The sequence below is a fragment of the Microbacterium sp. AC132 genome (assembly GCF_979258525.1).
Window position 1 is genome coordinate 2,806,500 of sequence record NZ_OZ409862.1, and the last position, 23,979, is coordinate 2,830,478.

General features: G+C 69.3%; 17 protein-coding genes. 15 read left to right on the forward strand and 2 right to left on the reverse strand.

All coding sequences use genetic code 11. The features are described 5' to 3' along the window. Window positions 1-6 precede the first annotated feature (6 nt). Window positions 7-3,885, reverse strand: a complete 3,879-nt coding sequence (gene hrpA / locus ACZZZQ_RS13505; RefSeq protein ID WP_463507746.1) for an ATP-dependent RNA helicase HrpA — start codon at window positions 3,883-3,885, stop codon at window positions 7-9. A 25-nt stretch (window positions 3,886-3,910) separates the two neighbouring features. Between hrpA and ACZZZQ_RS13510 the strand changes: the two genes are divergently transcribed. The 5 genes from ACZZZQ_RS13510 to ACZZZQ_RS13530 all read left to right on the forward strand — a co-directional run bounded on the left by ACZZZQ_RS13510 (window position 3,911) and on the right by ACZZZQ_RS13530 (window position 9,901). After that, on the forward strand, window positions 3,911-5,098 hold the full coding sequence (locus ACZZZQ_RS13510) for a heparan-alpha-glucosaminide N-acetyltransferase domain-containing protein (RefSeq protein ID WP_463507747.1): 1,188 nt from the start codon (window positions 3,911-3,913) through the stop codon (window positions 5,096-5,098). Then, window positions 5,095-5,931, forward strand: a complete 837-nt coding sequence (locus tag ACZZZQ_RS13515) for an aldo/keto reductase (RefSeq protein ID WP_053097128.1) — start codon at window positions 5,095-5,097, stop codon at window positions 5,929-5,931. The genes ACZZZQ_RS13510 and ACZZZQ_RS13515 overlap by 4 nt, the downstream gene beginning before the upstream one ends. A 76-nt stretch (window positions 5,932-6,007) precedes the next feature. Further along, entirely contained in the window at window positions 6,008-6,577 is a 570-nt protein-coding gene (msuE, locus tag ACZZZQ_RS13520) for an FMN reductase (RefSeq protein WP_053099190.1), read from the forward strand. A 37-nt stretch (window positions 6,578-6,614) separates the two neighbouring features. Then, entirely contained in the window at window positions 6,615-8,414 is a 1,800-nt protein-coding gene (locus tag ACZZZQ_RS13525; RefSeq protein ID WP_463507748.1) for a thioredoxin domain-containing protein, read from the forward strand. Window positions 8,415-8,491: 77 nt separating this feature from the next. Then, window positions 8,492-9,901 (forward strand): amino acid permease, encoded by a 1,410-nt coding sequence (locus tag ACZZZQ_RS13530; protein WP_053097123.1) that lies wholly within the window; start codon window positions 8,492-8,494, stop codon window positions 9,899-9,901. Between the two features lie 28 nt (window positions 9,902-9,929). On the opposite strand, the gene ACZZZQ_RS13535 is transcribed toward ACZZZQ_RS13530, so the two are convergent. Continuing rightward, window positions 9,930-11,495 carry a dolichyl-phosphate-mannose--protein mannosyltransferase gene (locus ACZZZQ_RS13535; protein ID WP_463507749.1) on the reverse strand — a complete coding sequence of 522 codons (1,566 nt, stop codon included), beginning with the start codon at window positions 11,493-11,495 and terminating at the stop codon, window positions 9,930-9,932. Between the two features lie 48 nt (window positions 11,496-11,543). Here ACZZZQ_RS13535 and rsmI point away from each other — a divergent pair, with 48 nt between their 5' ends. From rsmI to metG, 10 genes are all read left to right on the forward strand, one after another. After that, window positions 11,544-12,362, forward strand: a complete 819-nt coding sequence (rsmI, locus tag ACZZZQ_RS13540) for a 16S rRNA (cytidine(1402)-2'-O)-methyltransferase (RefSeq protein WP_056279993.1) — start codon at window positions 11,544-11,546, stop codon at window positions 12,360-12,362. Further along, window positions 12,362-12,982 (forward strand): methyltransferase domain-containing protein, encoded by a 621-nt coding sequence (locus ACZZZQ_RS13545; RefSeq protein WP_463507750.1) that lies wholly within the window; start codon window positions 12,362-12,364, stop codon window positions 12,980-12,982. Before rsmI ends, ACZZZQ_RS13545 begins: the two co-directional genes overlap by 1 nt. 49 nt (window positions 12,983-13,031) lie before the next feature. Then, complete coding sequence (locus tag ACZZZQ_RS13550; protein WP_072591560.1) at window positions 13,032-14,138, forward strand: LacI family DNA-binding transcriptional regulator; 1,107 nt, start codon at window positions 13,032-13,034, stop codon at window positions 14,136-14,138. A gap of 178 nt (window positions 14,139-14,316) precedes the next feature. Beyond that, window positions 14,317-15,987, forward strand: a complete 1,671-nt coding sequence (locus ACZZZQ_RS13555; protein WP_463507751.1) for an ABC transporter substrate-binding protein — start codon at window positions 14,317-14,319, stop codon at window positions 15,985-15,987. Beyond that, the gene (locus tag ACZZZQ_RS13560) at window positions 15,984-16,964 is read left to right on the forward strand and encodes an ABC transporter permease (protein ID WP_463507752.1); all 981 of its coding nucleotides are present in this window, start codon (window positions 15,984-15,986) and stop codon (window positions 16,962-16,964) included. Before ACZZZQ_RS13555 ends, ACZZZQ_RS13560 begins: the two co-directional genes overlap by 4 nt. Then, the gene (locus tag ACZZZQ_RS13565) at window positions 16,961-17,875 is read left to right on the forward strand and encodes an ABC transporter permease (protein ID WP_463507753.1); all 915 of its coding nucleotides are present in this window, start codon (window positions 16,961-16,963) and stop codon (window positions 17,873-17,875) included. The genes ACZZZQ_RS13560 and ACZZZQ_RS13565 overlap by 4 nt, the downstream gene beginning before the upstream one ends. Continuing rightward, complete coding sequence (locus ACZZZQ_RS13570) at window positions 17,872-19,596, forward strand: ABC transporter ATP-binding protein (protein WP_463507754.1); 1,725 nt, start codon at window positions 17,872-17,874, stop codon at window positions 19,594-19,596. Before ACZZZQ_RS13565 ends, ACZZZQ_RS13570 begins: the two co-directional genes overlap by 4 nt. 12 nt (window positions 19,597-19,608) lie before the next feature. Next, window positions 19,609-20,778, forward strand: a complete 1,170-nt coding sequence (locus ACZZZQ_RS13575; protein ID WP_053097102.1) for a glycoside hydrolase family 1 protein — start codon at window positions 19,609-19,611, stop codon at window positions 20,776-20,778. A 43-nt stretch (window positions 20,779-20,821) separates the two neighbouring features. Continuing rightward, window positions 20,822-22,363 carry a molybdopterin-dependent oxidoreductase gene (locus ACZZZQ_RS13580; protein WP_447647911.1) on the forward strand — a complete coding sequence of 514 codons (1,542 nt, stop codon included), beginning with the start codon at window positions 20,822-20,824 and terminating at the stop codon, window positions 22,361-22,363. Window positions 22,364-22,401: 38 nt separating this feature from the next. Continuing rightward, entirely contained in the window at window positions 22,402-23,979 is a 1,578-nt protein-coding gene (gene metG / locus ACZZZQ_RS13585) for a methionine--tRNA ligase (protein ID WP_187250516.1), read from the forward strand.

The following is a 23,979-nucleotide window of genomic DNA, read 5'->3' on the forward strand; positions in this document are numbered from 1 at the left end:
TTCAGGCTACCCCCGAGACGACAGCACCTTCATGATCCGCTGCGGAGAGACGGGCTGCGCGGTGCCGAGACGCTGCGCGAACACGCTCACCCGGTACTCCTCGAGCAGCCAGCGGGTCTCGACCAGGGCCGGCGGCGCGTCGGCGGGCAGCGGGATCGCGCCCCCGGCATCCTCGAAGGCCTTCGCCATGCGCTCGAACTCGCTCATGCGGGTGCGGTCCTTGCCGGGCTCGTTCGCGAGCGTCTTCAGCCGCTCGAGCATCCCGTCGAGGTATCGCGGGAAGTGCGTGAGGCGCTCGACGCCTGCCGCCGAGACGAACCCGGGGTGCAGGAGTCCCGAGAGCTGCGTGCGGATGTCGTTCAGCGGCCCGAGCAGTGCGAGGGAGTTCTGCGAACGGATGCCGCGCTCGACATCGCGGGTCTTCGTGAGGATGCGAGCGACGAGCGACACGCAGGCGAAGAGGTCGTCGACGAGCGACGCCGACACCGCGTCGCGCACGCGCACGAACTCGGCCTCAGTGCGCACGAGGCCGCCCGGCGCCAGCCGATCGATCGTGCTCTGGACGACCGCGGCCCGGCAGTCCTCGATGAGCGCGGCGGCCGACTGGTAGGGCGACGCGGCGAGTGCGAGCTTCTCCTGGCTGGTGAGGTGCTGCTGCACGTACGACGAGGGCGAGGGCACACCGAGCAGCACGAGGCGCAGCACGCCCGCCCGCGTGGCGGTGGCGGCGGCATCCGCCGTGGACTCGACGCGCACCGAGACGGTCTTCCCCTGGTCGACGATCGCCGGGTACCCGCGCACCACTCCGCCGGCCACGCGGGTGTCGAGCACCTCGGGCAGGTCGCCGAACGTCCAGGCGGTGAGGCCGTCCTTCTCGATCGAGGTGGCGGCGGCAGCGGGCTGCGGTCCCTTCGAGGGGCCGGGGCGGCGGGGCGGGGTCGCGATCGACCGGGCCACGCTGCTGCGCGCACGGTCGGCGAGCTCGGCCTGCAGCGCACTGAGGTCGCGGTTCGATCCCGCGACGCGCCCGCGCTCGTCGACGGCGCGGAAGTTCATCCGCAGGTGCGCGGGCACGCGATCGTCTTCGAAGTCGGCAGCCGAGACGAGCTGATTCGCGAGCGGCTGGATGAGGCGTGCCAGCGCCTCTTTGAGCGTGCGATGAGGAAGGCCGCCGTGCGACTCCGGGCCGTCTCCGGCGAGCTCGGCACCGAACTTGTCGGCCCAATCAGCCGCAGGCACCACGTGCCGTCGGATCGCCTTGGGCAGTGCGCGGAGCAGGCCGGTGACGAGTTCGGCGCGCAGCCCCGGCACCTGCCAGTCGAAGCCCCTGTCCTCGATCTGTGCGAGCAGAGGCAACGGGATCACGACGCTCACGCCGTCGTCGGTCGCCCCCGGCTCGAAACGGTACGCGAGCCCGAGCACCTGGTCGCCCTGCGTCCACCGGGTGGGGAACTCGCTCTGATCGGCCCTGCTCTCGTCGTCGAGCAGGTCGGCCTCGCGCATCACGAGCAGCTTCGGGGTCGCGGCCAGCGCGTCGCGCCACCATTTCTCGAACGAGCGCACGTCGAAGACGTCGGTCGGGATCCGCTCGTCGTAGAAGCGGAACACCGCTTCGTCGCCAGCGAGGATGTCGCGACGCCTCTCACGTTCCTCGAGCTTCTCGAGGCGCTTGCGCAGTTCGGCGTTGCTGCGCCAGAAAGCGCTGACCCGCTTGTCGATGCGCGTCGGATCCCATTCGCCCTCGACGAGGGCGTGTCGCACGAACATCTCACGCGACGCCGCCCGGTCGATGCGCGCGAACTGCACACGGCGACGGGGGATGATCTCGACCCCGAACAGCGTCACCTTCTCGTACGCGACCGCCGCGCCGGCATCCTTCGACCAGTGCGGCTCGGTGACCTGGCGCTTCGCGAGATCGCCCGCGAGCGCCTCCGCCCAGGCGGGGTCGATCGCGGCGACCGTGCGGGCGTAGGTGCGTGAGGTCTCGACGATCTCGGCGGCCATGACCGCCTGCGGGGCCTTCTTGCGCAGGGCGGATCCGGGGAAGATCGAGAAGCGGATGCCGCGGGCGCCACGGTATTCCGCCATCCTCTTCTTCTTCGGATCGAGGCCCTTGCCGGTGTTGCGCTCGTCGAGGATGCCGATCTGCGACAGGAGTCCGGCGAGCAGAGCCCGATGGATCGCATCCGGATCCGCGGTCCCCCCGCGCGAGGAGTCCTTCTCCCGCACGAGCGACCGCAGCTGACGGTGCACGTCGAACCATTCACGCACCCGGACGTAGTTGAGATGCTCCGAACGGCACAGGCGACGGAAGGCGCTCGAACCGAGCTCGCGCTGCTGCTCCCGGAGGTGGTTCCACAGGTTCAGGATCGACAGGAAGTCGCTCGTCGGGTCGGTGAAGCGCGCATGCATGCGGTCGGCTTCGTCGCGCACGCTCTGGGGCGCCTCCTGCGACGGCCGCTCGCGCACGTCCTGGATCGACATTCCGGCGACGATCGCGAGCACGTCGCGGGTGACGTCGGCGCCGCCGGGGCGTCCGGCCTCGATCAGCATGCGGGCGAAGCGGGGGTCGATCGGGATTCGGGAGATGTCTCGACCGATGCGGGTGAGTCGAGGTGCGTCTCCGCTGCCGGTGACGGCGCCCAGCTCGGTGAGCAGGTCGACGGCGGCCTTGACTCCCCGGGAGTCGGGCGGGGTGAGGAACGGGAAGGCGGTGATGTCGCCGAAGCCGAGCGACAGCATCTGCAGGATCACCGAGGCGAGCGAGGTGCGCAGGATCTCGGGTTCGGTGAACTCCGCGCGCTTGTCGAAGTCCTCCTCGCTGTACAGGCGGATCGCGATGCCGTCGCTCGTGCGCCCGGCGCGGCCCGAACGCTGGTTCGCGGAGGCCTGCGAGATCGCCTCGATCGGCAGCCGCTGCACCTTCGAGCGGTTGCTGTATCGCGAGATGCGCGCGGTGCCGGTGTCGATCACGTAGCGGATGCCGGGAACGGTGAGGCTGGTCTCGGCGACGTTCGTGGCGAGCACGACCCGGCGCCGCACACCGGCGACGCGGCTCTTCTCGAACACCCGGTGCTGCTCCGCCGCCGACAGCCGGCCGTACAGCGGCAGCACCTCGGTGGGGGAGCGGTCCTTCGCGTACGCGCCGCGCACGGCATCCGCGGCATCCCTGATCTCGGCTTCGCCCGGCAGGAACACCAGCACGTCGCCCGGCTCCTCGCGGTCGAGTTCACGGAGGGCCGCGACGATGGCGGTCACCTCGTCGGACTCCTCGGTCTCCTCCGTCTGCTCGCGGTAGCGGATCTCGACGGGGAAGGTGCGGCCGGACACCTCGATCACCGGCGCGGGCACACCCTCGGGCGTCGCGAAGTGTCGGGCGAAGCTCTCGGGATCGATCGTCGCCGACGTGATGATCACCTTGAGGTCAGGTCGTTCGGGAAGGATCCGCACGAGGTAGCCCAGCAGGAAGTCGACGTTGAGCGAGCGCTCGTGCGCCTCGTCGATGATGATCGTGTCGCAGCGGCGCAGCAGCCGGTCGCGGTGGATCTCATTGAGCAGGATGCCGTCGGTCATCAGCGCGATGCGCGTGTCGTCGGACACCTTGTCGGTGAAGCGCACCTTGTATCCGACGAGGCCGCCGAGCTCGACCTGCAGCTCCTCGGCGACGCGCTCGGCGATCGTGCGGGCGGCGAGTCGTCGGGGCTGCGTGTGCGCGATGCGCTCGCGCCCGAGATCGAGGCAGATCTTCGGCAGCTGCGTCGTCTTCCCCGAGCCCGTCGCTCCCGCCACGATGACGACCTGGTTGTCGCGGATGGCGTCGGCGATCTCCTCCCGCGCAGCGCTGACCGGCAGCTCGGGAGGATAGAAGATCACAGGGGAAGGCATAGAACTCCCATCGTACGATTCATCCGTGAGCACTGTGTCGAAGCCTCCTCCCGCATCGCGGTGGTTCCACGAGTTCGGGCGGGCTCCGCGCATCCTCGGACTCGACGTCGCCCGAGGGCTGGCGATCCTCGGCATGGCCGGAGCGCACATCGGCGAGACCGAGGCGTTCGATCCGTTCGACCTGTCGACCTGGACCGACCTGGTGCACGGGCGATCGTCGATCCTGTTCGCCGTGCTCGCCGGCGTCTCGATCGCCCTGATGACCGGCCGCAGCGTGCTGCCCGATCCCGAGCGGATGCCGAGCCTCCGCCTGCAGCTGATCGGTCGCGGAGCGGTCATCTTCCTGATCGGTCTGGCGCTGGAGATGCTGAACACGCCGATCGCGGTGATCCTCACGCTCTACGGACTGCTCTACGTCGCCGTCATCCCGTTCCTCCGGTGGCAGCCGTGGAAGCTGCTGATCGCCGCCGGCATCCTGGCACTCGCGGCACCGGCGCTGCTCGCGTTGCTCGCCGCACTCACCCTGAACCCCACCGGCGCGGGCGTCAGCCTCGTCCTCTACGGCTCGTATCCGATCACCGCGTGGCTCGCGTTCGTCTTCGCCGGCATGGCGCTCGGGCGCCTGCGTGTCGAGAAGCTCGAGACCGCGGCGATCACGCTGGGCGCGGGCGTCGGACTCATGGTCGTCGGCTACGGACTGGGCCTCGTCGGAGCAGTCACCCGCCTCGGCTCCGGCTCGGCGATCTTCGGCGGCGAGCCCGCCGCGGGGTGGAGCACCTACTCCGAGGCGCTGGCCGCAGCGGATCCGGGAGGGGCCGTCGTCCGAGCGATCTTCGCCGTCGAACCGCACTCCGGCGGAACGGCCGAGATCCTCGGCTCGGGCGGGTTCGCGCTGTCGGTCATCGCGCTGTGCGTGCTGCTCAGCGGGCCGTTGCGTGCGGTGCTCCTTCCGCTCGGGGCGTTGGGGTCGATGCCCCTGTCGGCCTACAGCGTGCACGTCGTCTCGGTCGCGCTCGTGGCGGGACCAGGAGGCTTCTTCTCGAGCAATGCCTTCTGGTTGGCGACGGCCGTCGCGCTGCTTCTCGCGACCACGCTGTGGTCGATCCTGTTCGGGAGGGGCCCGCTCGAGAGGCTGGTCGGCTGGGTCGCCTCGAGGATGGCGGCGGTTCCTCCTGGTCGACCTGTCATCACAGGTCGTAGGGTGGATTCATGACGATTCCTGCACTCGAACTGAACGACGGCCATTCCATCCCGCAGCTCGGCTACGGGGTGTTCAAGGTTCCGGCCGACGAGACCGAGCGCGCCGTGAGCGAGGCGCTCGAGATCGGCTACCGCCACATCGACACGGCCGCCATCTACGGCAACGAAGAGGGCGTCGGAGCGGCGATCGCCTCTTCGGGCATCCCGCGCGACGAGCTGTTCATCACGACCAAGCTCTGGAACGACCGCCATCACGACGACGAGCCGCGTGCGGCGATCGGCGAGAGCCTCGAGAAGCTCGGGCTGGATGTCGTCGACCTCTACCTCGTGCACTGGCCCACTCCGGCGAAGGACGACTACGTGCACGCCTTCGCCCGGCTCATCGAGCTGCGCGAGGCAGGACTGACACGCAGCATCGGCGTCTCGAACTTCCTCGTTCCGCACCTCGAGCGCGTGGTGGCCGAGACCGGCGTGACGCCGGCGGTCAACCAGATCGAGCTGCACCCGGCCTACCAGCAGCGCGACGTCGTCGACTGGGCGACCGAGCACGGCATCCGCATCGAGTCGTGGGGCCCGCTCGGCCAGGGCAAGTACGACCTGTTCGGCACGCCGGCGGTGGCCGAGGCGGCGGCGGCGCACGGCGTCACCCCCGCGCAGGCGGTGCTGCGCTGGCACCTGCAGCGCGGATTCATCGTCTTCCCGAAGTCGGTGCGCGCCGAGCGCCTGCGCGAGAACCTCGACGTGTTCGGGTTCGAGCTCACCGACGCCGAGGTCGCGGCGATCGACGCCCTCGACCCGCTCGACGGCTCTGGTCGAGTCGGATCGCACCCCGACGACGTGAACTGACACGCTCCGTGTCGACAGATGACGCCCCGTGTCGCTTCCCGCGACACGGGGCGTCGTCGTGAGTAGCGTCGTCCGCATGACAGCTCCCTACCGCGTCGTCGCCGTCTCCGGATCTCTGCACGAGCCCAGCAAGACCACGGCTCTCATCCGTGCGATCGCCGGGGCGATCGCCGAGCGGGCCGAGGTCGAGATCGAGGTCATCGAGCTCACCGACATCGGCCCGTCGCTCGCAGGAGCGCTGCGTCGCGACCAGCTTCCGGCGCGCGTCGAGGAGAAGCTGGTGGCGATCGAGGCGGCAGACCTGCTGATCGTGGGCAGTCCCGTCTACCGCGCATCCTTCACCGGCCTCTTCAAGCACCTGTTCGACTTCGTGGGGCAGTACGAGCTCGTCGGCAAGCCGGTGCTGCTCGCGGCGACCGGCGGCGGCGAACGCCACGCGCTCATCATCGAGCACCAGCTGCGGCCGCTGTTCGCGTTCTTCCAGGCGCTGACGCTGCCCCTGGGCGTCTACGCCAGCGACACCGACTTCGACGGCTACGTGATCGCCTCCGACGTGCTCCACGCGCGCATCGCCCTCGCTGCCGAGCGTGCGCTGCCGCTCGTCGGCTATGCGGCATCCCGGCCGGCGGAGCTGCTCGTCTCCTGACCGTCTCGTCAGGCGCCGATCGGCGTAGCGTGGACGTATGACGAACCGGCTCGCCGACACGCTCAGCCCGTACCTCCGCGCCCACGCCGACAATCCTGTCGACTGGTATCCCTGGGGTCCGGAGGCCTTCGCCGAGGCGCAGCGCCGCGATGTGCCGCTGCTGATCTCGATCGGGTATTCGACCTGCCACTGGTGTCATGTGATGGCCAGGGAGTCGTTCGCCGACCCCGACACGGCTGCACTGATCAATCGCGACTTCGTCGCGGTGAAGGTCGACCGCGAGGAGCATCCCGACGTCGACGGCGCCTACATGGCGGCTGCCTCGGCGTTCACGCAGAATCTCGGTTGGCCCCTCACCGTCTTCACGACGCCGCGGGGCCGCACGTTCTACGCCGGAACCTACTGGCCGCCCGAGGCACGACAGCCGATGCCCGCGTTCCGTGACGTGCTCGCCGCGGTGCAGGAGGCGTGGACCCAGCGCCGTGCCCAAGCCGAGGAGTCTGCGGATGCCGTCACGGACGCCCTCGCCCGCGCAGGCGCCTCGACCCCCTCCGATCTTCCGGACGCCGATGCTCTCGCCGGCGCGGCGCGGACGATCGCGGCTCGGGAGGATCGCCGCTTCGGCGGTTACGGCGATGCACCGAAGTTCCCGGTCGCGACGACCCTGAGGATGCTGCAGACACCGCTCGTGCGCAGAGAGGCCCCGGATGCCGCCGAGTCGGCCGACCGGGCGCTCGCCGCGATGGCCGCCTCCGATCTGCGCGATGCCGATGGGGGGTTCTTCCGCTACGCGACCCGACGCGACTGGAGCGTGCCGCACTACGAGCGGATGCTGACCGACAACGCGCAGCTGCTCGACGTGGCGCTCGACGCGGGTGACGACGCGACCGCACGCGGCATCGCCGACTTCCTCCTGGGCACGCTGCGCAGGGCGGGCGGCGGGTTCGGCGCGGCTCAGGACTCGGAGTCGTGGATCGACGGCGAACGCAGCGAGGGCGGCTACTACCTGCGACCGCCCTCCGAGAGGACCGGTCTCGAGCTCCCTGCCGTCGACGGCAAGGTCATCACAGGATGGAACGGTCTGGCCATCACCGGTCTCGCCCGCGCGGGAGCCTCTCTGGCGGAGGGGTTCTGGGTGCAGGCCGCGGCCGAGGCTGCCGAGTACGTGCTGCGAGTCAACAGGGATGCGACCGGGGCTCTCGTGCGGGCCTCGCTCGACGGGGTCGCCTCGGGTGCGGTCGCCACCGCGGCCGATGTCGCTCTCCTGGCCGACGGGCTGTTCGCGCTCGCCGCGGCCACAGGTGAGGCGGCGTGGGCGGTGGAGGCACGCACACTGCTCGACGCGGCGATCGAGGGCCTCATGGGCGACCCGCTGCTCGCCGAGCACGGGATCGCCACAGCGCCCGATCAGACCGACGGCGATCTGCCGTCGGATTCGGCGGCCGTGGCTGCGGCGTCCCTCACCGCCTGGCGTCTCGGCGCGGGGGACCGGTATCGCGAGGCAGCCGCGGAACGCGTGCGCGAGCATGCCGCGCCCGCCATCGCACAGCCGTTCGCGCACGGCAGCCTGCTGCGTGTGGCAGCGGGGCTCGTCGATGCGCCGAGGCAGCTCGTCGTCGTCACCGAGACGCCCGAGGGTGCACTCGCCTCGGCAGCCCGCAGGGCCGACGCGGACGTCGTCGCGATCGTCACCCCGGTGCAGGCCCAGGCATTCGCGGATGCCGGCTTCGAGCTGTTCGACGGCAAGGGCGACGCGATGGAGCAGGCGTTCGACTGCCGCTCGTTCGTGTGCCGGCTCCCGGTGCGCGACCCCGCAGACCTCCCCCTCGCGCGGTGAGGTCAGCTGCGATCCTGGACGGCGGGCGGAGCCGCGTAGGCTGAGCAGTCTGCTCATCGCACGCAGGAGGCACGCGCATGACCGAGGTTCCCACCACGACGACCACGACCAAAGGTCTGCACCCCGGGCTGACCCGTCGGCAGATCTCGATGATGGGACTCGGCGGGGCGATCGGCGCCGGGCTGTTCGTCGGTTCGGGACAGGCGATCAGCATCGCCGGTCCTGCCGTGCTCATCTCGTACCTCGTCGCCGGCGGCATCGTCGTGCTGATCATGGCGATGCTCGCCGAGATGGTCGCCGCCCGCCCGAGCTCAGGAGCCTTCAGCTCATACGCGCAGAAGGCGATGGGCCGCAGCGCCGGCAGCGCGGTCGGGTGGCTCTACTGGATCCAGCTCGTCGTCGTGATCGCCGCCGAGGCCACCGGCGCCGCCGGGATCATCGCGGCCTGGATCCCCGGCATCCCGGCCTGGGTGTGGGTGCTCGTCTTCGTCGTCGCCCTGACCGCGGTCAACCTCTTCGGGGTGCGCAATTACGGCACGTTCGAGTTCTGGTTCGCGGCGATCAAGGTCGCGGCGATCATCGTGTTCCTCGTGGTCGGCGTGTGCGCGATCCTGGGGTTCATCCCCGGCGTGCCCGCGACCGGCATCGGCAATCTCGTCGACAACGGCGGCTTCGCCCCGAACGGCCTCACGGGCATCGCGGCGGCGCTCCTCATCGTGGTCTTCGCGTTCGGCGGCACCGAGGTCGTCGCGATCGCGGCGGCGGAGTCCGACGACCCCGCGCGCAACATCCGCCGGATCGTGCGCGAGGTCCTCGTGCGCATCCTGATCTTCTACGTCGGCTCGATCTTCGTGATCGTGTCGGTGCTCCCGTGGAACGATCCCGCCGTCAAGGACGGTCCCTTCTCCGCAGTGCTCGACACTCTGCAGCTGCCGGGCGTCGGCCTCGTGATGGACCTCATCGTCGTGATCGCGCTGCTGTCGGCGATGAACGCGAACATCTACGGCGCGTCGCGGATGGCGTACTCGCTCGGTGAGCGCGGGCTCGCACCGCTCGCGGCGACGCGCACGACGTCGACGGGCGTGCCGGTCGTGGCCGTGCTCGCCTCCGTCGCGTTCGGCTTCATCACGGTCGGGCTGAACTGGGCGTTCCCCGATGTGGTGCTGCCGGCGCTGCTCAACGTGGTCGGATCGACGCTGCTCATCATCTGGACGGCGACGGCGGTCTCGCAGATCATCCTCCGCCGCCGTGCCGATCGTGAGGGTGCGGCGATGCCGATGCGCATGTGGGGCTTCCCCTGGCTGTCGTGGCTGTGCCTGGCGCTGCTCGCCGGAGTGATCGCGCTCACCATGATCGACGAGGCTGCGCGTGTGCAGCTGCTGCTCACGATCGGCCTCACTGCGGTGCTGCTGGTCGTCGCCCGCCTGACACGCGGTGTCTCTCGCCCGGGGGTGGCCGGCGAGCGCGACGGAGTGGTCGAGGGCTGACCGCGCGCACGTGCTGCCGCTGGTCGGGTCAGATCCAGCCGGGCAGCCAGTTGTGCAGGAGCCAGAACTGGTAGGGCACGCTCATGCCGGTCCACACCGGGTAGAAGAACGCGGAGACCAGCACCACGACGGCGAGGAAGACGATCACGGTGCGCTCGCCCGACTGCCGGCGGTGCAGCGGATCCTCCCGGCGTCCCGCGATCTGACGGAGAACGACCGCGAGTGCGAGCACGAGGAACGGCGCCATCGCGACCGTGTAGAACTGGAAGATCGTCCGCTCAGGGAACAGCAGCCAGGGCACGTACGTCGCCGCGAGCCCGACCAGGGGGAACGTGAGGGCTGGACCGACGGGGCGACGTTCGGCCCACCCGCGCACGAGGCGGTAGAGCAGGTAGAGAGCCGCGGCGACACCGGCGTACCAGATCAGCGGGTTGGGGATCGTCGAGATCACCGCGATGCAGTGATCGACGCCGCAGGGCCCGGGGTCGCTGCCCACCCAGACGGCTGTGGGGCGCAGCAGCAGAGGCCACTCCCACGCGGGGCTCGCGTACGGGTGGCCCTTGCTGAGACCGACGTGGAAGTTCAGAATCGCCTCGTGGTAGTTCCACAGCGCGATCAGCGGATTCGGATCGCTCTGCCGGGCATAGCCGCCGGCGGTGACGAGCCACCCCGTCCAGCTGGCGAGGTAGGTGGCGAGCGCCGGCAGCACGAGCAGCACGAAGGAGACCGGTCCCTGACGGAAGGCCGCCGCGGTGGGCCAGAGCACGACGCCCGCGCGGCGTCGTGCCAGGGCATCCGTCACCACGACGTACAGGCCGAAGGCCGCGAGCGCATAGAGCCCCGACCACTTCACGGCGCAGGCGGCGCCGAGCGCGACACCTGCGGCGATCAGCCACGGACGCCGCCAGAGCACAGGACCCCACATCGGCGCGGGGGAGTCGGGGTCGGTATCGGGGTCTGCGCGTTCGAGCACGGGGATCACCCGGTCGCGGTCGATCAGGATGAAGAGCGCGCCGAGCATGAGGAAGAACGTCAGAGGGCCGTCGAGCAGGGCCGTGCGACTCATCACGATGCTGAGGCCGTCGATCGCCAGCAGGGCGCCGGCGACCGTCGCCACCACGATCGATCCGGTCAGGCGGCGGGCGACCAGATAGACGAGCAGCACGGTGGCGGCGCCCAGCAGTGCCGTCGCGATGCGCCAGCCCACCGTGTTGTCGGGTCCTCCGATGGCCATCCCCAGGGCGATCAGCCATTTGCCCAGGGGCGGATGCACGACGAACGACCCGGCATCCGACAGCGGCAGCTGCTGCAGTGTGATGAACGCCTCGTTCGCGTCCTTGCCCCAGGTGCCTTCGTATCCGAGAGCCCACAGCGACCAGGCGTCCTTGACGTAGTAGGTCTCGTCGAAGGCGAGCTGGTGCGGATGGCCGAGGTTGACCAGGCGCAGCACGGCGGCCAGGGCCGTCACCACGAGCGGCGCGAACCAGCGCACCATGCGCCCCCAGTCGGGGTCCTGCAGCACGCGGTCGCGCAGTCGCTCGTAGCGCGTCAGTCGCTGCTCGGGCGGAGGCAGCAGAGGCAGGGGCGCGGTCACCGCACCAGCCTAGACACTCCGCCGATGGGCGCCGCCTAAGCTGGGCGGGTGATCATCCTCGCCGCAACACCGATCGGAAACCTCGGGGATGTCTCGCGTCGCCTCGTCGAGGTGCTGGAGAACGCCGAGGTCGTCGTCGCGGAGGACACGCGCACCACGCAGCGGCTCATGCAGGCTCTGCAGATCTCGAACCGCCCCCGGCTGATCGCACTGCATGATCACAACGAGAAGCAGAGAGCGGCGGAGCTCGCCGCACTCGCGGTCGAGACGGATGTCGTCGTCGTGAGCGACGCGGGGATGCCGGCCATCAGCGACCCCGGGTACGGGCTCGTCGCCGAGGCGGTCGCTCAGGGAGTGACGGTGACGGCGATCCCGGGGCCGAGCGCAGTGCTGATGGCGCTCTCCATCTCGGGACTGCCGACCGACCGCTTCACGTTCGAGGGGTTCCTGCCGCGCAAGCCCGGGGATCGGCGCTCGACGCTGCGGGCGCTCGCCGCAGAGCCACGCACCATGGTCTTCTTCGAATCTCCCGCCCGCCTGGCGTCGTCGCTCGCCGACATGGGCGCAGCCTTCGGCGACGACCGCCGCATCGCCGTCTGCCGCGAGCTGACCAAGTTCTACGAAGAGGTGCGCCGCGGCACCTCCGCCGAGCTCGTCGAGTGGGCGACGGCTGGCGTCAAGGGCGAGATCGTCGTGGTGGTCGAGGGTGCCGCGCCTCGTGAGGCGTCGGCGGAAGACGCTCTCGCGCAGGTGCAGCGACTCGTGGCATCCGGCGTGCGTCTCAAGGAGGCCTGCGCCGAGGTCGCCGCGGCGACGGGCCTGTCGTCGCGCGACCTGTATCAGGCAGCGCTCGCCGCGCGCAGCTGATGGAAGGCACCTCGGACGCGGGCGTCGCCGCTGCCTACGACGAGCGGGCCGCGGAGTACGTGAAGCTCGCCGGTGCGATCGAGGAGATGGATGCCCGGGATGCTGCGCTCATCGAGGCCTGGCGTGACACGGCCTCCGGCCTGCTGCTGGATGCCGGCTGCGGGCCCGGGCACTGGACCGAGCTCCTGAGTCTCGGCGAACGCGTGGCGCAGGGGATCGACCTGTCGGAGGAGTTCATCGCGACGGCGAGGAAACGGCATCCGGGCATCTCCTTCGACGTCGGCTCGTTCCGCGACCTGCCGTTCGCGGCGGGGTCGGTCGGAGGCATCCTCGCCTGGTACTCACTGATCCACACCTCGCCGGCTGACATCCCCGGGATCCTCGAAGAGTTCGCCCGCGTGCTGGCTCCCGGAGGCAGCATCCTGATCGGCTTCTTCGACGGCGAGCCGCGCGAGCCGTTCGCGCATGCCGTCGCGCCGGCGTACTTCTGGTCTGCCGACGCGCTCGCCGGGCTTCTCGCCGACGCGGGCTTCGAGGTCGTGTCGAGTGAGACCCGGGGCCGCGAACCCGGCGAGATCAGCGCCCGCCCTCACGGCTCACTCGAAGCACGCAGGCGGTGACTCGCTCGCCGGGTAGCCTGGTGCACACGCAAGCGGAGGAGGACCGAGCGTGAGCAAGAGGGCGACCGTCTACGACGTCGCAGACCGCGCCGGAGTGTCGATCGCGACGGTATCCCGCGTGCTGCGGCAGCCGGATGCCGTGCGCCCCGCCACGCGCGAGCGCGTGCTCGACTCCGTCTCGGCGCTCGGCTACGTGCCCAGCGGCAGCGCGCGCGGTCTGGCCGAGCGCCGCACCGGCGTGCTCGGGCTGTACTTCCCCGGTTTCGATGCCTCGGAGGACGCGCCCGTCCTCGACGTGCTCGCCGATGACCAGGGCGAGGCGCCGCCGTTCACGGTCGAGCAGGCGTCCGCCGACGCGGGCGCACCGCATCCGACCATGCTGTTCCTCGACGAGGTGCTGCGCGGAGCGGAGCTCGAAGCCTGGAAGCAGGGTTTCGTGCTCATGATCGGCGTCGGACGTGACGATCCGACGCGCGAGACCGTGCGGGACATCGCCGGACGCGTCGACGGGCTGATGGTGCTGGCGCAGAGCGTGCCCGACGACGTACTCGCCCGGCTCGCTCAGCGGATCCCCGTGGTGGTGCTCTCGGGGCCGGCCCGCGGTGACAGCTACGACCACGTGACCGTCAGCAACGCCGAGGCGATGTCGGAGCTGACCAGACTGGTGCTCGCCCAAGCCGATCAGGGGACGCTCGCTTTTCTCGCCGGCCCCGAGGACTCGCCCGACGGCGCCCAGCGCTGGGAGGGTTTCGCCGCGGCGGTCGCCGAGGCGGGCATCGCGACGGATGCCGTGACGGTGCTGCGCGGCGACTTCACCCGCGCATCCGGGCGGCGGGCGGCCGAACAGCTGATCGCCGACGGCGTCCCCGCCGCACTCATCGCCGCGAACGACCAGATGGCCCTCGGGGCGATCGACGCGTTCCGCTCGGCCGGTATCCGCGTGCCCCACGATGTCCGGGTCACGGGCTTCGACGGCATCGAGGCGGCGGCGCTGTCGCGTCCCGCCCTCACCACTGTCCGCCAGCCGATGATCGATCTCGGGCGGGCGGCCGTGCAGCTGCTCTCGCGACGTCTCGAGAACCCGGACGGCGAGCCGATGACGGTGCGCCTGCCCGTGCAGATCCTCGTCCGCGAGAGCTCCCAGCGCCCCGACTGAGACGGGATTTGATACCGCTCCCACGCCGGTCGTCGCAGGGGAGTGGGGGCTCTCGGAGTCATGCGAGGGGGTTGCAGCGGTCAAATGTATGCGCTTACAATTGCTGATGCGGCTTCGGCCGCGGGGTGCCCCGACCCGTGGGACCCCCTTCATGACACAGACGACATGAGGTGGCAGTGTGGCGAAGACGCACATGCTCCGGCGCTGGCGGAGAGCCGCGATCGTGGGACTGGCGGCAGCGGCCGTCGTGCTCAGCGGTTGCAGCATCCAGATCAGTTCGCAGCCCGATCCATCGATCGGCGACGACACGATGCTCATCAACGCGGACAAGGGGAACCCGTTCTTCACGCGGAACTTCAACCCGTACCTCACCAACACGCGCACCGCGTCGCGGTGGATCTATGAGCCCCTGATCCTGGTGAATCCGCTCGACGGAACCGAGAACCCGTGGCTCGCGAGCGAATGGTCGCAGCCCGATGCCCGGACGGTCGTGATGACGATCCGCGATGACGTCGAGTGGAGCGACGGCGAGAAGCTGACGCCCGACGACGTGGCGTTCACGTTCCAGCTGCTGAAGGACAACCCCTCCCTCGACATCAAGGGCGCCTGGCAGCACCTCGAGACCGTCGAGGTCGACGGCGACGACGTCATCATGCACCTGCAGACCGATGACGCGCCCTCGCTGCCGATCCTCGGCCAGACCATGATCGTGCCGGAGCACCTCTGGTCGGACGTGAAGGACCCGGGCACGTACCGCAATGAGAACCCGGTCGGCACCGGCCCGTTCGTGCTGGGCAACTACAACGACCAGCAGTACTCGATGGACAAGAACCCCGACTACTGGCAGGCCGACAAGATCGAGATCGAGCACATCATCCTGCCGTCGACGAACTCGCAGCTCGACACCGTCACCCGCGGCTACGACTGGGCGTACTCGTTCATCTCCGACGTCGAGGGCACGTGGGGTGCGGCCAGTGAGAACAACGACTGGTGGTTCCCGCCGGGAGGCGTGATCGCGCTGATGCCGAACCTCGAGGTCGCGCCGTTCGACGACGTGAACGTGCGCCGCGGCATCGCCCTCTCGCTCGACCGCGAGGAGATCGCCGAGACCGCCTCCGAGGGCTACATGGAGCCCGCAGGGCAGACCGGGCTCGTCCTTCCCAATCAGGAGGAGTTCCTCGACCCGAGCATCCCCGATGGGGGCATGATCACCCAGGACACGGATGCCGCACTCGCCGCGTTCGCCGAGGCGGGATACACGCTCGACGGCGACCGGCTCGTGGGGGCCGACGGAAAGCAGCTCGAGTTCGCGTTGACCACGGCCAACGGCTTCTCCGACTGGACCCGCGCGGCGCAGACCGTGCAGAGCCAGCTGGCGAAGGTCGGCGTCAAGGTGACGCTCAAGCTCCCTCAGCCGGCCGGCTACCAGAGCGCCATCAGCAACGGCGACTTCGAGATGGCGATCGGCGGTATGGGCAACGGCGACGTCTACCAGGCGTACAACAACCTGCTCTCGAGCGAGTTCTACGTGCCCTCCGGGTCCGGCGAACCCACCGCCAACAACTTCGAGCGGTACCGCTCGGACGAAGCCGACGCGCTGCTCAAGGAGTACCGCGAGACCGTCGACCCCGCGCGCCAGACAGAGATCGTGAAGGAGCTGCAGGCCATCGTCTACGAGGAGATGCCGGTCATCGGCCTCTACTACGGCGGCATCTGGGGCCTGTTCAACGATTCCAAGTTCACCGGATGGCCCACAGAGGACGACCCGTACATGATTCCGCAGAACTACGACTCGGCACCGCTCGGCATCTTCACCCGGCTCGAGCGCGTGAAGGAGGATGACCGATGAAGTACGTCCTCCAGAAGATCGGCCTGTTCGTGCTCACGCTGTGGGCCGCCATCACGCTGAACTTCTTCCTTCCGCGCCTCATGCCCGGCTCGCCGGCCGACGCCGCGATCGCCAAGCTCTCGCAGAACGGCCCGGTGTCCGATGCGACGCGAGCCGCGATCGAGGCCCAGCTCGGCGTGCCGACCGGCTCGATCTGGGACCAGTACGTGGCCTACCTCGGCCAGGTGGCACGACTCGACTTCGGCGTCTCGTACACGTTCTATCCGCAGACCGTGTCGAGCATGGTCTCGACCGCGCTGCCGTACACGATCGGCCTCGTCGGCATCGTCACGATCCTCGCGTTCGTGATCGGCACCCTGATCGGCACCGCCGCCGCCTGGCGCCGCGGCACGTGGCTGGACTCGCTGCCGACGCTGACCGGCTCCTTCCTCAGCACCTTCCCGTACTTCTGGACAGCGCTGCTGCTGCTGTTCTTCTTCGGGTACGTGCTGCACTGGTTCCCCACCACCGGCGCGTATTCGGCGACGACCACGCCGGGCTTCACCTGGGACTTCTTCATCGATCTCGTGCAGCATGCGATCCTCCCGGCGGTCACGATCCTGTTGACCTCTCTCGGCGGATGGATCATCGGCATGCGCAACGCGATGATCAACACCCTGGGTGACGACTACGTGACGTTCGCCGAGGCGAACGGCCTGCAAGGTCGCACCATCGCCCTCCGCTATGCCGCACGAAACGCGATCCTGCCGAACCTCACCGGCTTCGGGCTCACGCTCGGCGGCGTGGTCGGCGGATCGATCCTCGTGGAGCAGGTGTTCGGCTATCCCGGCATCGGATACCTCCTCTTCAACGCCGTGATCGGGCAGGACTACCCGCTCATGCAGGCGCTCTTCCTGATGATCACCGTCAGCGTGCTCGTCGCCAACTTCCTCGTCGACATCCTGTACGGCGTGCTGGATCCAAGGACCCGCCGATGACCTCCACCATGAATGTCAAGGTTCCCTCCGACCGGATCGCGGCTCCCAGCCCGTGGCGCTCGTCCGCCCGGATGGTGGGCACCCTCTGGTCCAACGGCAAGGCCCGTCTGGGCCTCATCATCCTCGGTCTGTTCGTGCTGGTGGCGGTGTTCGCTCCGCTGCTCGCCCCGTACGGACCGAAGGAGAACACCTTCGAGCGCAACGCCGACGCGTCGGCCGCGCACTGGCTCGGCACCACCGCCGCCGGCGAAGACGTCCTGAGTCAGCTGATCTACGGCTCGCAGATCAGCCTCCTGGTCGGCATGGCCGCCGGCATCCTCTCGACGATCGTCGCCGTGCTGATCGGGCTCAGCTGGGGCTACATGCGCGGATTCCTGGGCGAGGTGGTCGGCTTCATCGTCAACCTCTTCCTGGTGATCCCCGGTCTGCCGCTGATGATCGTGATCGCCGCGTACCTGCAGAACGGCGGCATCCTGATGATCATCGCGGTGATCGTCGTCACCGGCTGGGCCTGGGGTGCGCGCGTGCTGCGCAGCCAGACGCAGTCGCTGCGAGGCAACGACTTCGTCACCTCGGCGCAGTTCTCGGGTGACAGCAGGGCGCGCATCGTGTTCCGCGAGATCCTGCCGAACATGACCTCGATCATCGCGGGCACGCTCTTCGGAGCGGCGACCGCGGCGATCCTCGCAGAGGCGGGCCTCGAGTTCCTCGGGCTCGGCGACTCGAGCATCGTCAGCTGGGGCACCATGCTCTACTGGGCGCAGAACTCCAACTCGCTGCTCACCGGGCAGTGGCTGCTGCTGTTCGCCCCTGGTCTCTGCATCGCCCTGCTCGCCCTGAGCCTGACACTGATCAACTTCGGCGTGGATGGGATCTCCAATCCGCGCCTGCGAGAGGGGAAGGGCCGATGAGCGCCATGGAAGCGAACATCCCCACGGATGACGTGCTGCTCGATGTCCAGGGCCTGTCGGTCGACTACGCCTCGCCCGGCACCACGCCGGTCACCGCCGTCGAGGACGTCTCATTCACGCTGCGTCGCGGCGAGTTCGTCGGTCTCGTCGGCGAGTCCGGCTCGGGCAAGTCGACGCTCGGCTTCGCGCTGACACGGCTCCAGAAGCCGCCGGCGCGCATCAGCGGCGGGCGCATCCTGTTCGACGGGCGCGACATCCGCGAGCTCGACGCCGAGGAGCTGCGCCGTCAGCGCCAGGGCGGGTTCGCGATGGTGCTGCAGTCGGGCATGAACGCGCTGAACCCGGTGCGCACGATCGGCAACCACTTCCGCGACATCTTCGCCGCGCACGGACACGTGGCCCGCGGCGATCGGGATGCGAGGGCGCGCGAGCTGATCGGCAAGGTCGGTCTCGACCCCGCAGTGCTCGCCAGATACCCGAGCGAGCTCTCGGGCGGCATGCGGCAGCGCACCTCGATCGCGCTGGCACTGTCGCTCGAGCCGCAGCTGATGGTGTTCGATGAGCCGACCACGGCGCTCGACGTGCTCGTGCAGCACGCCGTCATGGACACCATCAAGGATCTCCAGCGCACCGAGCACTTCACCGCGATCCTCATCAGCCACGACCTGGGCATCGTGCTCGAGGCGACCGATCGGGTGATGGTCATGCATGAGGGTCGGATCGTCGAAGACGCGCCGAGCCTCGACATCCTGCAGCGTCCTCAGGACGAGTACACGCGGATGCTGCTGAGCCACTACGCCGATCCTCGGGCCGAGTCGATCTCGATCCCCGGGTTCGTCGACCTCGGCACGCGCCGTCGCGAGGGGCGCTCACGCACCGACCTGACCGAGACCCTGCCCACCGTGTCGCAGCGCGACACGCGCCGGGCGGACGCCGCGATCGTGGTCGAGGGCGTGTCGAAGCGGTATCCGGCTCCGCGTCGGGGCGAGCAGCCCGTCACCGCGGTCGACGATGTGTCGTTCCGACTCGAACCCGGCGAGGCCCTGGCACTCGTCGGCGCCTCCGGTTCGGGCAAGTCGACGATCGCGAAGCTGATCACCGGTGTCGAGAAGCCGACCGAGGGCACGGTGCGCTTCGGCGATGTCGACGTCGCGGCCCTGCGCCGTGCGGGCCTGCGCGACCTGCGCAAGGACGTGCAGATGGTGTTCCAGGATCCGTATGCCGCGCTCAACCCGCTGCACACGGTGGAGTACGCGCTGAGCCGACCGATCCGCAACTACACGCCGTTGCGCGGTGACGAGGCGAGAGCCCGCGTGCTCGAGCTCCTCGAGACCGTGGGCCTGACACCTGTCGAGCAGTTCGCGGCCAAGCTGCCGCATCAGCTCTCAGGCGGTCAGCGTCAGCGCGTGGTCATCGCCCGGGCGCTCGCGAGCGATCCGCAGGTGCTGATCGCCGACGAGCCGGTGTCGATGCTCGACGTGTCGCTGCGTGCCGGAGTGCTCGCGCTGCTCGAAGACCTGCGCGAGAGGTGGGGCATCAGCATGCTCTACATCACGCACGACCTGCTCAGCGCGCGGCTCGTCACCGAGAACATCCTCGTGCTCAACGGCGGTCGCGTCGTCGAGCGCGGTGAGACCTCTCAGGTCCTCCAGCATCCGGAGGACCCGTACACGGTGCAGCTGCTCGACGCCGTGCCCAACCCATCCCGAATCTCGAAATAGAGAGGAGCACTCGTGCTCACATTCCCTGACGGCTTTCTCTGGGGCGCTGCGACCGCAGCCCATCAGGTGGAGGGGAACAACACGACCAGCAACTGGTGGGCCATGGAGCATGCTCCGGGCTCGACGATGGTGGAGCCCTCGGGCGATGCCGCCGACCACTTCCACCGGTACCCGGAGGACATGCGGCTGCTGGCGGATGCCGGTCTGAACTCGTACCGCTTCTCGATGGAGTGGGCGCGCATCGAGCCCGAGCGCGGCTTCGTGTCGCGGGCGATGCTGGATCACTACCGCCGCATGATCGACACGGCCCGGGAGAACGGTCTGGACCCGACGGTGACGCTGATGCACTTCACGGTGCCGCAGTGGTTCCAGAAGGACGGCTTCTGGCGTGCGGACGACGCGGTCGACCTGTTCTCCCGCTACGTCGAGACCGTGCTGCCGATCCTCGAGGGCGTGACCTACGTCTGCACGATCAACGAGCCGAACATCGCGGCGATGCTCGCCGGGGGAGAGGATGCCTCGAACCTCGTCGCCTTCGGACTGCCGAACCCCGACCTCGCCGTCGCGGACACGCTGCTCGACGCGCACCACCGGGCCTCCGAGATCCTGCATTCCGTCTCGGGCGTGCAGGCCGGATGGACGATCGCGACGCAGGCCTTCCACTCCACCGGTGAGCCGGGGGCGGACGAGATGCTGGCCGAGTACGGCGACCCCCGCGACCACTGGTACCTCGACCAGTCGGCTGGTGACGACTTCGTCGGCGTGCAGGCCTACACCCGCACCTTCATCGGCCCCGAGGGTCCGCGTCCGGTCGCCGACGACGTCGAGACCACGCTCACCGGCTGGGAGTTCTTCCCCGAGGCACTCGAGATGGGCGTGCGCAGCGCGTGGGAGCGCAGCGGCGGCGTGCCGGTGCTCGTCACGGAGAACGGCATCGCGACCGGCGACGACACGCGGCGCATCGCCTATACCCAGGGCGCTCTCGAGGGACTCCACCGTGCCATCTCCGACGGCATCGAGGTCAAGGCCTACCAGCACTGGAGCGCACTCGACAACTACGAGTGGGCGAGCGGATTCCGCCCGACCTTCGGCCTGATCGGCTTCGATCACGAGACGTTCGAGCGTTCGCCGAAGCCCTCGCTCGCCTGGCTCGGAGAGGTCGCACGTCGCAACGGGCTCTGAGCCGCACGACCCCGGGGCCCAGCCCCGGGGTTACGCTCTGATCATGACCCACGCAGTCCGCGCGAGGCGCGGAGACAGGCTTCGATCGGCGGCCGCCGGCTTGAGCGCGGCCGTCGTCGCGGTCGGCCTGGCAGAGCTGGTCGCAGCGATCGTCGAGCCGAGCGCGAGCCCCTTCGCCGTGATCGGCAGCGGTCTCATCGATCTCGCCCCCAGCTGGGCGAAGGATGCGGCGATCGCACTGTTCGGCACCGGCGACAAGGTGGCGCTGATCACCGGGATAGCGGTGGTCCTCGTCGGGGTCGCCGCGCTCGCCGGCATCCTGGAATCCCGCCGCGCGGGCGTGGGATCCGCGATCCTCGCCGCTCTCGGCGTGCTGGCGCTGGTGGCCGCGATGATCCGTCCGGGCGCGGGCCCCTTCGCCTGGCTCCCCGGTCTCGTCGCCGGCGCGACCGCGGTCGTCGCGCTGCGGCTGCTCATGCGCAAGGTGCATCCGATCCCCTATCTCCGCGCCGAGCATGAGGAACGCCGCCAGTTCCTGCTGTGGACCGCCGGCGTCGCCGCGACCGGCGTCGTGGCGCTCGTCATCGGCGGCGCAGCCCGCGGCGCGACGAGGTCGATCGAGGCGATCCGCTCGACGTTGCGGCTGCCGAAGGCTGCCGCCCCCGCGCCGATGGTGCCGGCCGGTGCAGAGCTCGACATCCCCGGCCTGGCTCCTGTCGTGACCCCCAACGCCGACTTCTACCGCATCGACACCGCACTGATCGTGCCGCGCATCGACCCGGCCGACTGGTCGCTGCGCATCCACGGGATGGTCGATCGCGAGATCGTGATCACGTGGGACGAACTGGTCGCGCTGCCGATGCAGGAGTCGCACGTCACCCTCGCCTGCGTGTCGAACCAGGTCGGCGGGGACCTGATCGGCAACGCCCTCTGGCTCGGGCATCCGGTGCGCGATCTGCTCGCGAGAGCGGGAGTCGATCCCGACGCCGACATGGTGCTGTCGACCTCATCCGACGGGTTCACGGCCTCGACGCCGATCGAGGCGCTCACCGACGAGCGCGATGCCCTGCTCGCGGTCGGCATGAACGGCGATGCGCTGCCTCTCGAACACGGCTTCCCGGTGCGCATGGTGGTGCCGGGCCTCTACGGCTATGTGTCGGCGACCAAATGGGTGACGGACCTCGAGGTCACCCGGTTCGACCGCACGACCGCCTACTGGACCGACCGCGGATGGTCGGAGCGCGGACCGGTGAAGCTGCAGTCGCGCATCGACGTGCCCCGGCGGGGGACCAGGATCGAGGCCGGCGACGCCGTCATCGCGGGCATGGCGTGGCAGCAGCACGTGGGCGTCGAGGGTGTGGAGGTGCGGATCGACGACGGTGAGTGGCGTCGCGCCGAGCTCGGCGCCGCGATCTCCGACGACACCTGGGTGCAGTGGCGTCTCGACTGGGCGGCCGAGAGTGGAGCGCACACGATCGAGTGTCGCGCGATCAGCGCCGACGGGGAGACGCAGACCTCGGATCCGGCCGATGTCGTGCCCGACGGCGCCCAGGGGTGGCACCGCATCGAGGTGTCTGTCGCCTGAGCGTAACGACCCCCTGCATCCCACCTAGAATTGTCCCCATGCCCGCAGGCGAATCGTTCTACATCACCACGCCCATCTACTACCCCTCCGACGTGCCCCACATCGGTCACGGGTACACCTCGGTGGCGGTCGACGCGCTCGCGCGCTGGCACCGGCAGGGCGGCGATGACACCTGGATGCTGACGGGCACCGACGAGCACGGCCAGAAGATGCTCCGTGCCGCGGCCGCGAACAACGTCACTCCGCAGGAGTGGGTCGACAAGCTCGTCACCGAGGCGTGGTTCCCCCTGCTCGAGACGCTCGACGTCGCGAACGACGACTTCATCCGCACGACGCAGGAGCGCCACGAGACCAACGTGCAGACGTTCTTCCAGCGTCTCTACGACCGTGGCTACATCTATGCGGGCGAGTACGAGGCGCTGTACTGCGTGGGCTGTGAGGAGTTCAAACCCGAGTCCGAGATCGTCGACGGCACCGGTCCGTTCGAGGGCCTCAAGGTCTGCGCCATCCACTCGAAGCCGCTCGAGCTGCTGCAGGAGAAGAACTACTTCTTCAAGCTGAGCGAGTTCCAGGACCGTCTGCTCGAGCTCTACAAGACCCAGCCCGACTTCGTGCGCCCCGATTCGGCGCGCAACGAGGTCGTCTCCTTCGTCAGTCAGGGTCTCAAGGACCTCTCGATCTCGCGCTCGACGTTCGACTGGGGCATCCCGCTGCCGTGGGACGAGTCGCACGTCATCTACGTCTGGGTCGATGCGCTGCTCAACTACGCCACCGCCGTCGGCTACGGCTCCGATCAGGAGACCTTCGACCGCCGCTGGCCCGCGTATCACGTGGTCGGAAAAGACATCCTGCGCTTCCACGCGGTGATCTGGCCGGCTCTGCTGATGGCCGCAGGGCTCGATGTGCCCAAGGGCGTGTTCGCGCACGGCTGGCTGCTCGTCGGCGGCGAGAAGATGTCGAAGTCGAAGCTCACCGGCATCGCGCCGACCGAGATCACCGACGTCTTCGGATCCGACGCCTACCGCTACTACTTCCTCTCGGCGATCGCGTTCGGCCAGGACGGCTCGTTCTCGTGGGAGGACCTCTCGGCCCGCTACCAGGCGGAGCTCGCCAACGGCTTCGGCAACCTCGCCTCGCGCACCACGGCGATGATCGAGAAGTACTTCGAGGGCATCGTGCCGCCGCCCGCCGACTACACCGAGAAGGATCTCGAGATCCAGAGGATCGTCGCGGATGCCGCCTCGAACGCGGATGCCGCGATCGAGCAGTTCCGCATCGACGAGGCCATCTCGTCGATCTGGACGATCGTCGACGCTCTCAACGGCTACATCACGGAGAACGAGCCGTGGGCGCTGGCACGCGACGAGGCTCAGCGCGGCCGTCTCGGCACCGTTCTCTACACGTGCGCCGAGGGACTTCGCGCGCTCGCCGTGCTGCTCTCGCCCGTGATGCCGCAGTCGACGGAGAAGCTCTGGGTCGCCCTCGGCGCCGCAGAGAGCCTCGGACGTCTGCAGGACCAGCCGATCCGCGAGGCCGGAGCCTGGGGCGTGCTGCGTCCCGGCACCAGCGTCAACGGTCTCACCCCGCTGTTCCCGCGCGTGGAGTCCACCGCCTGA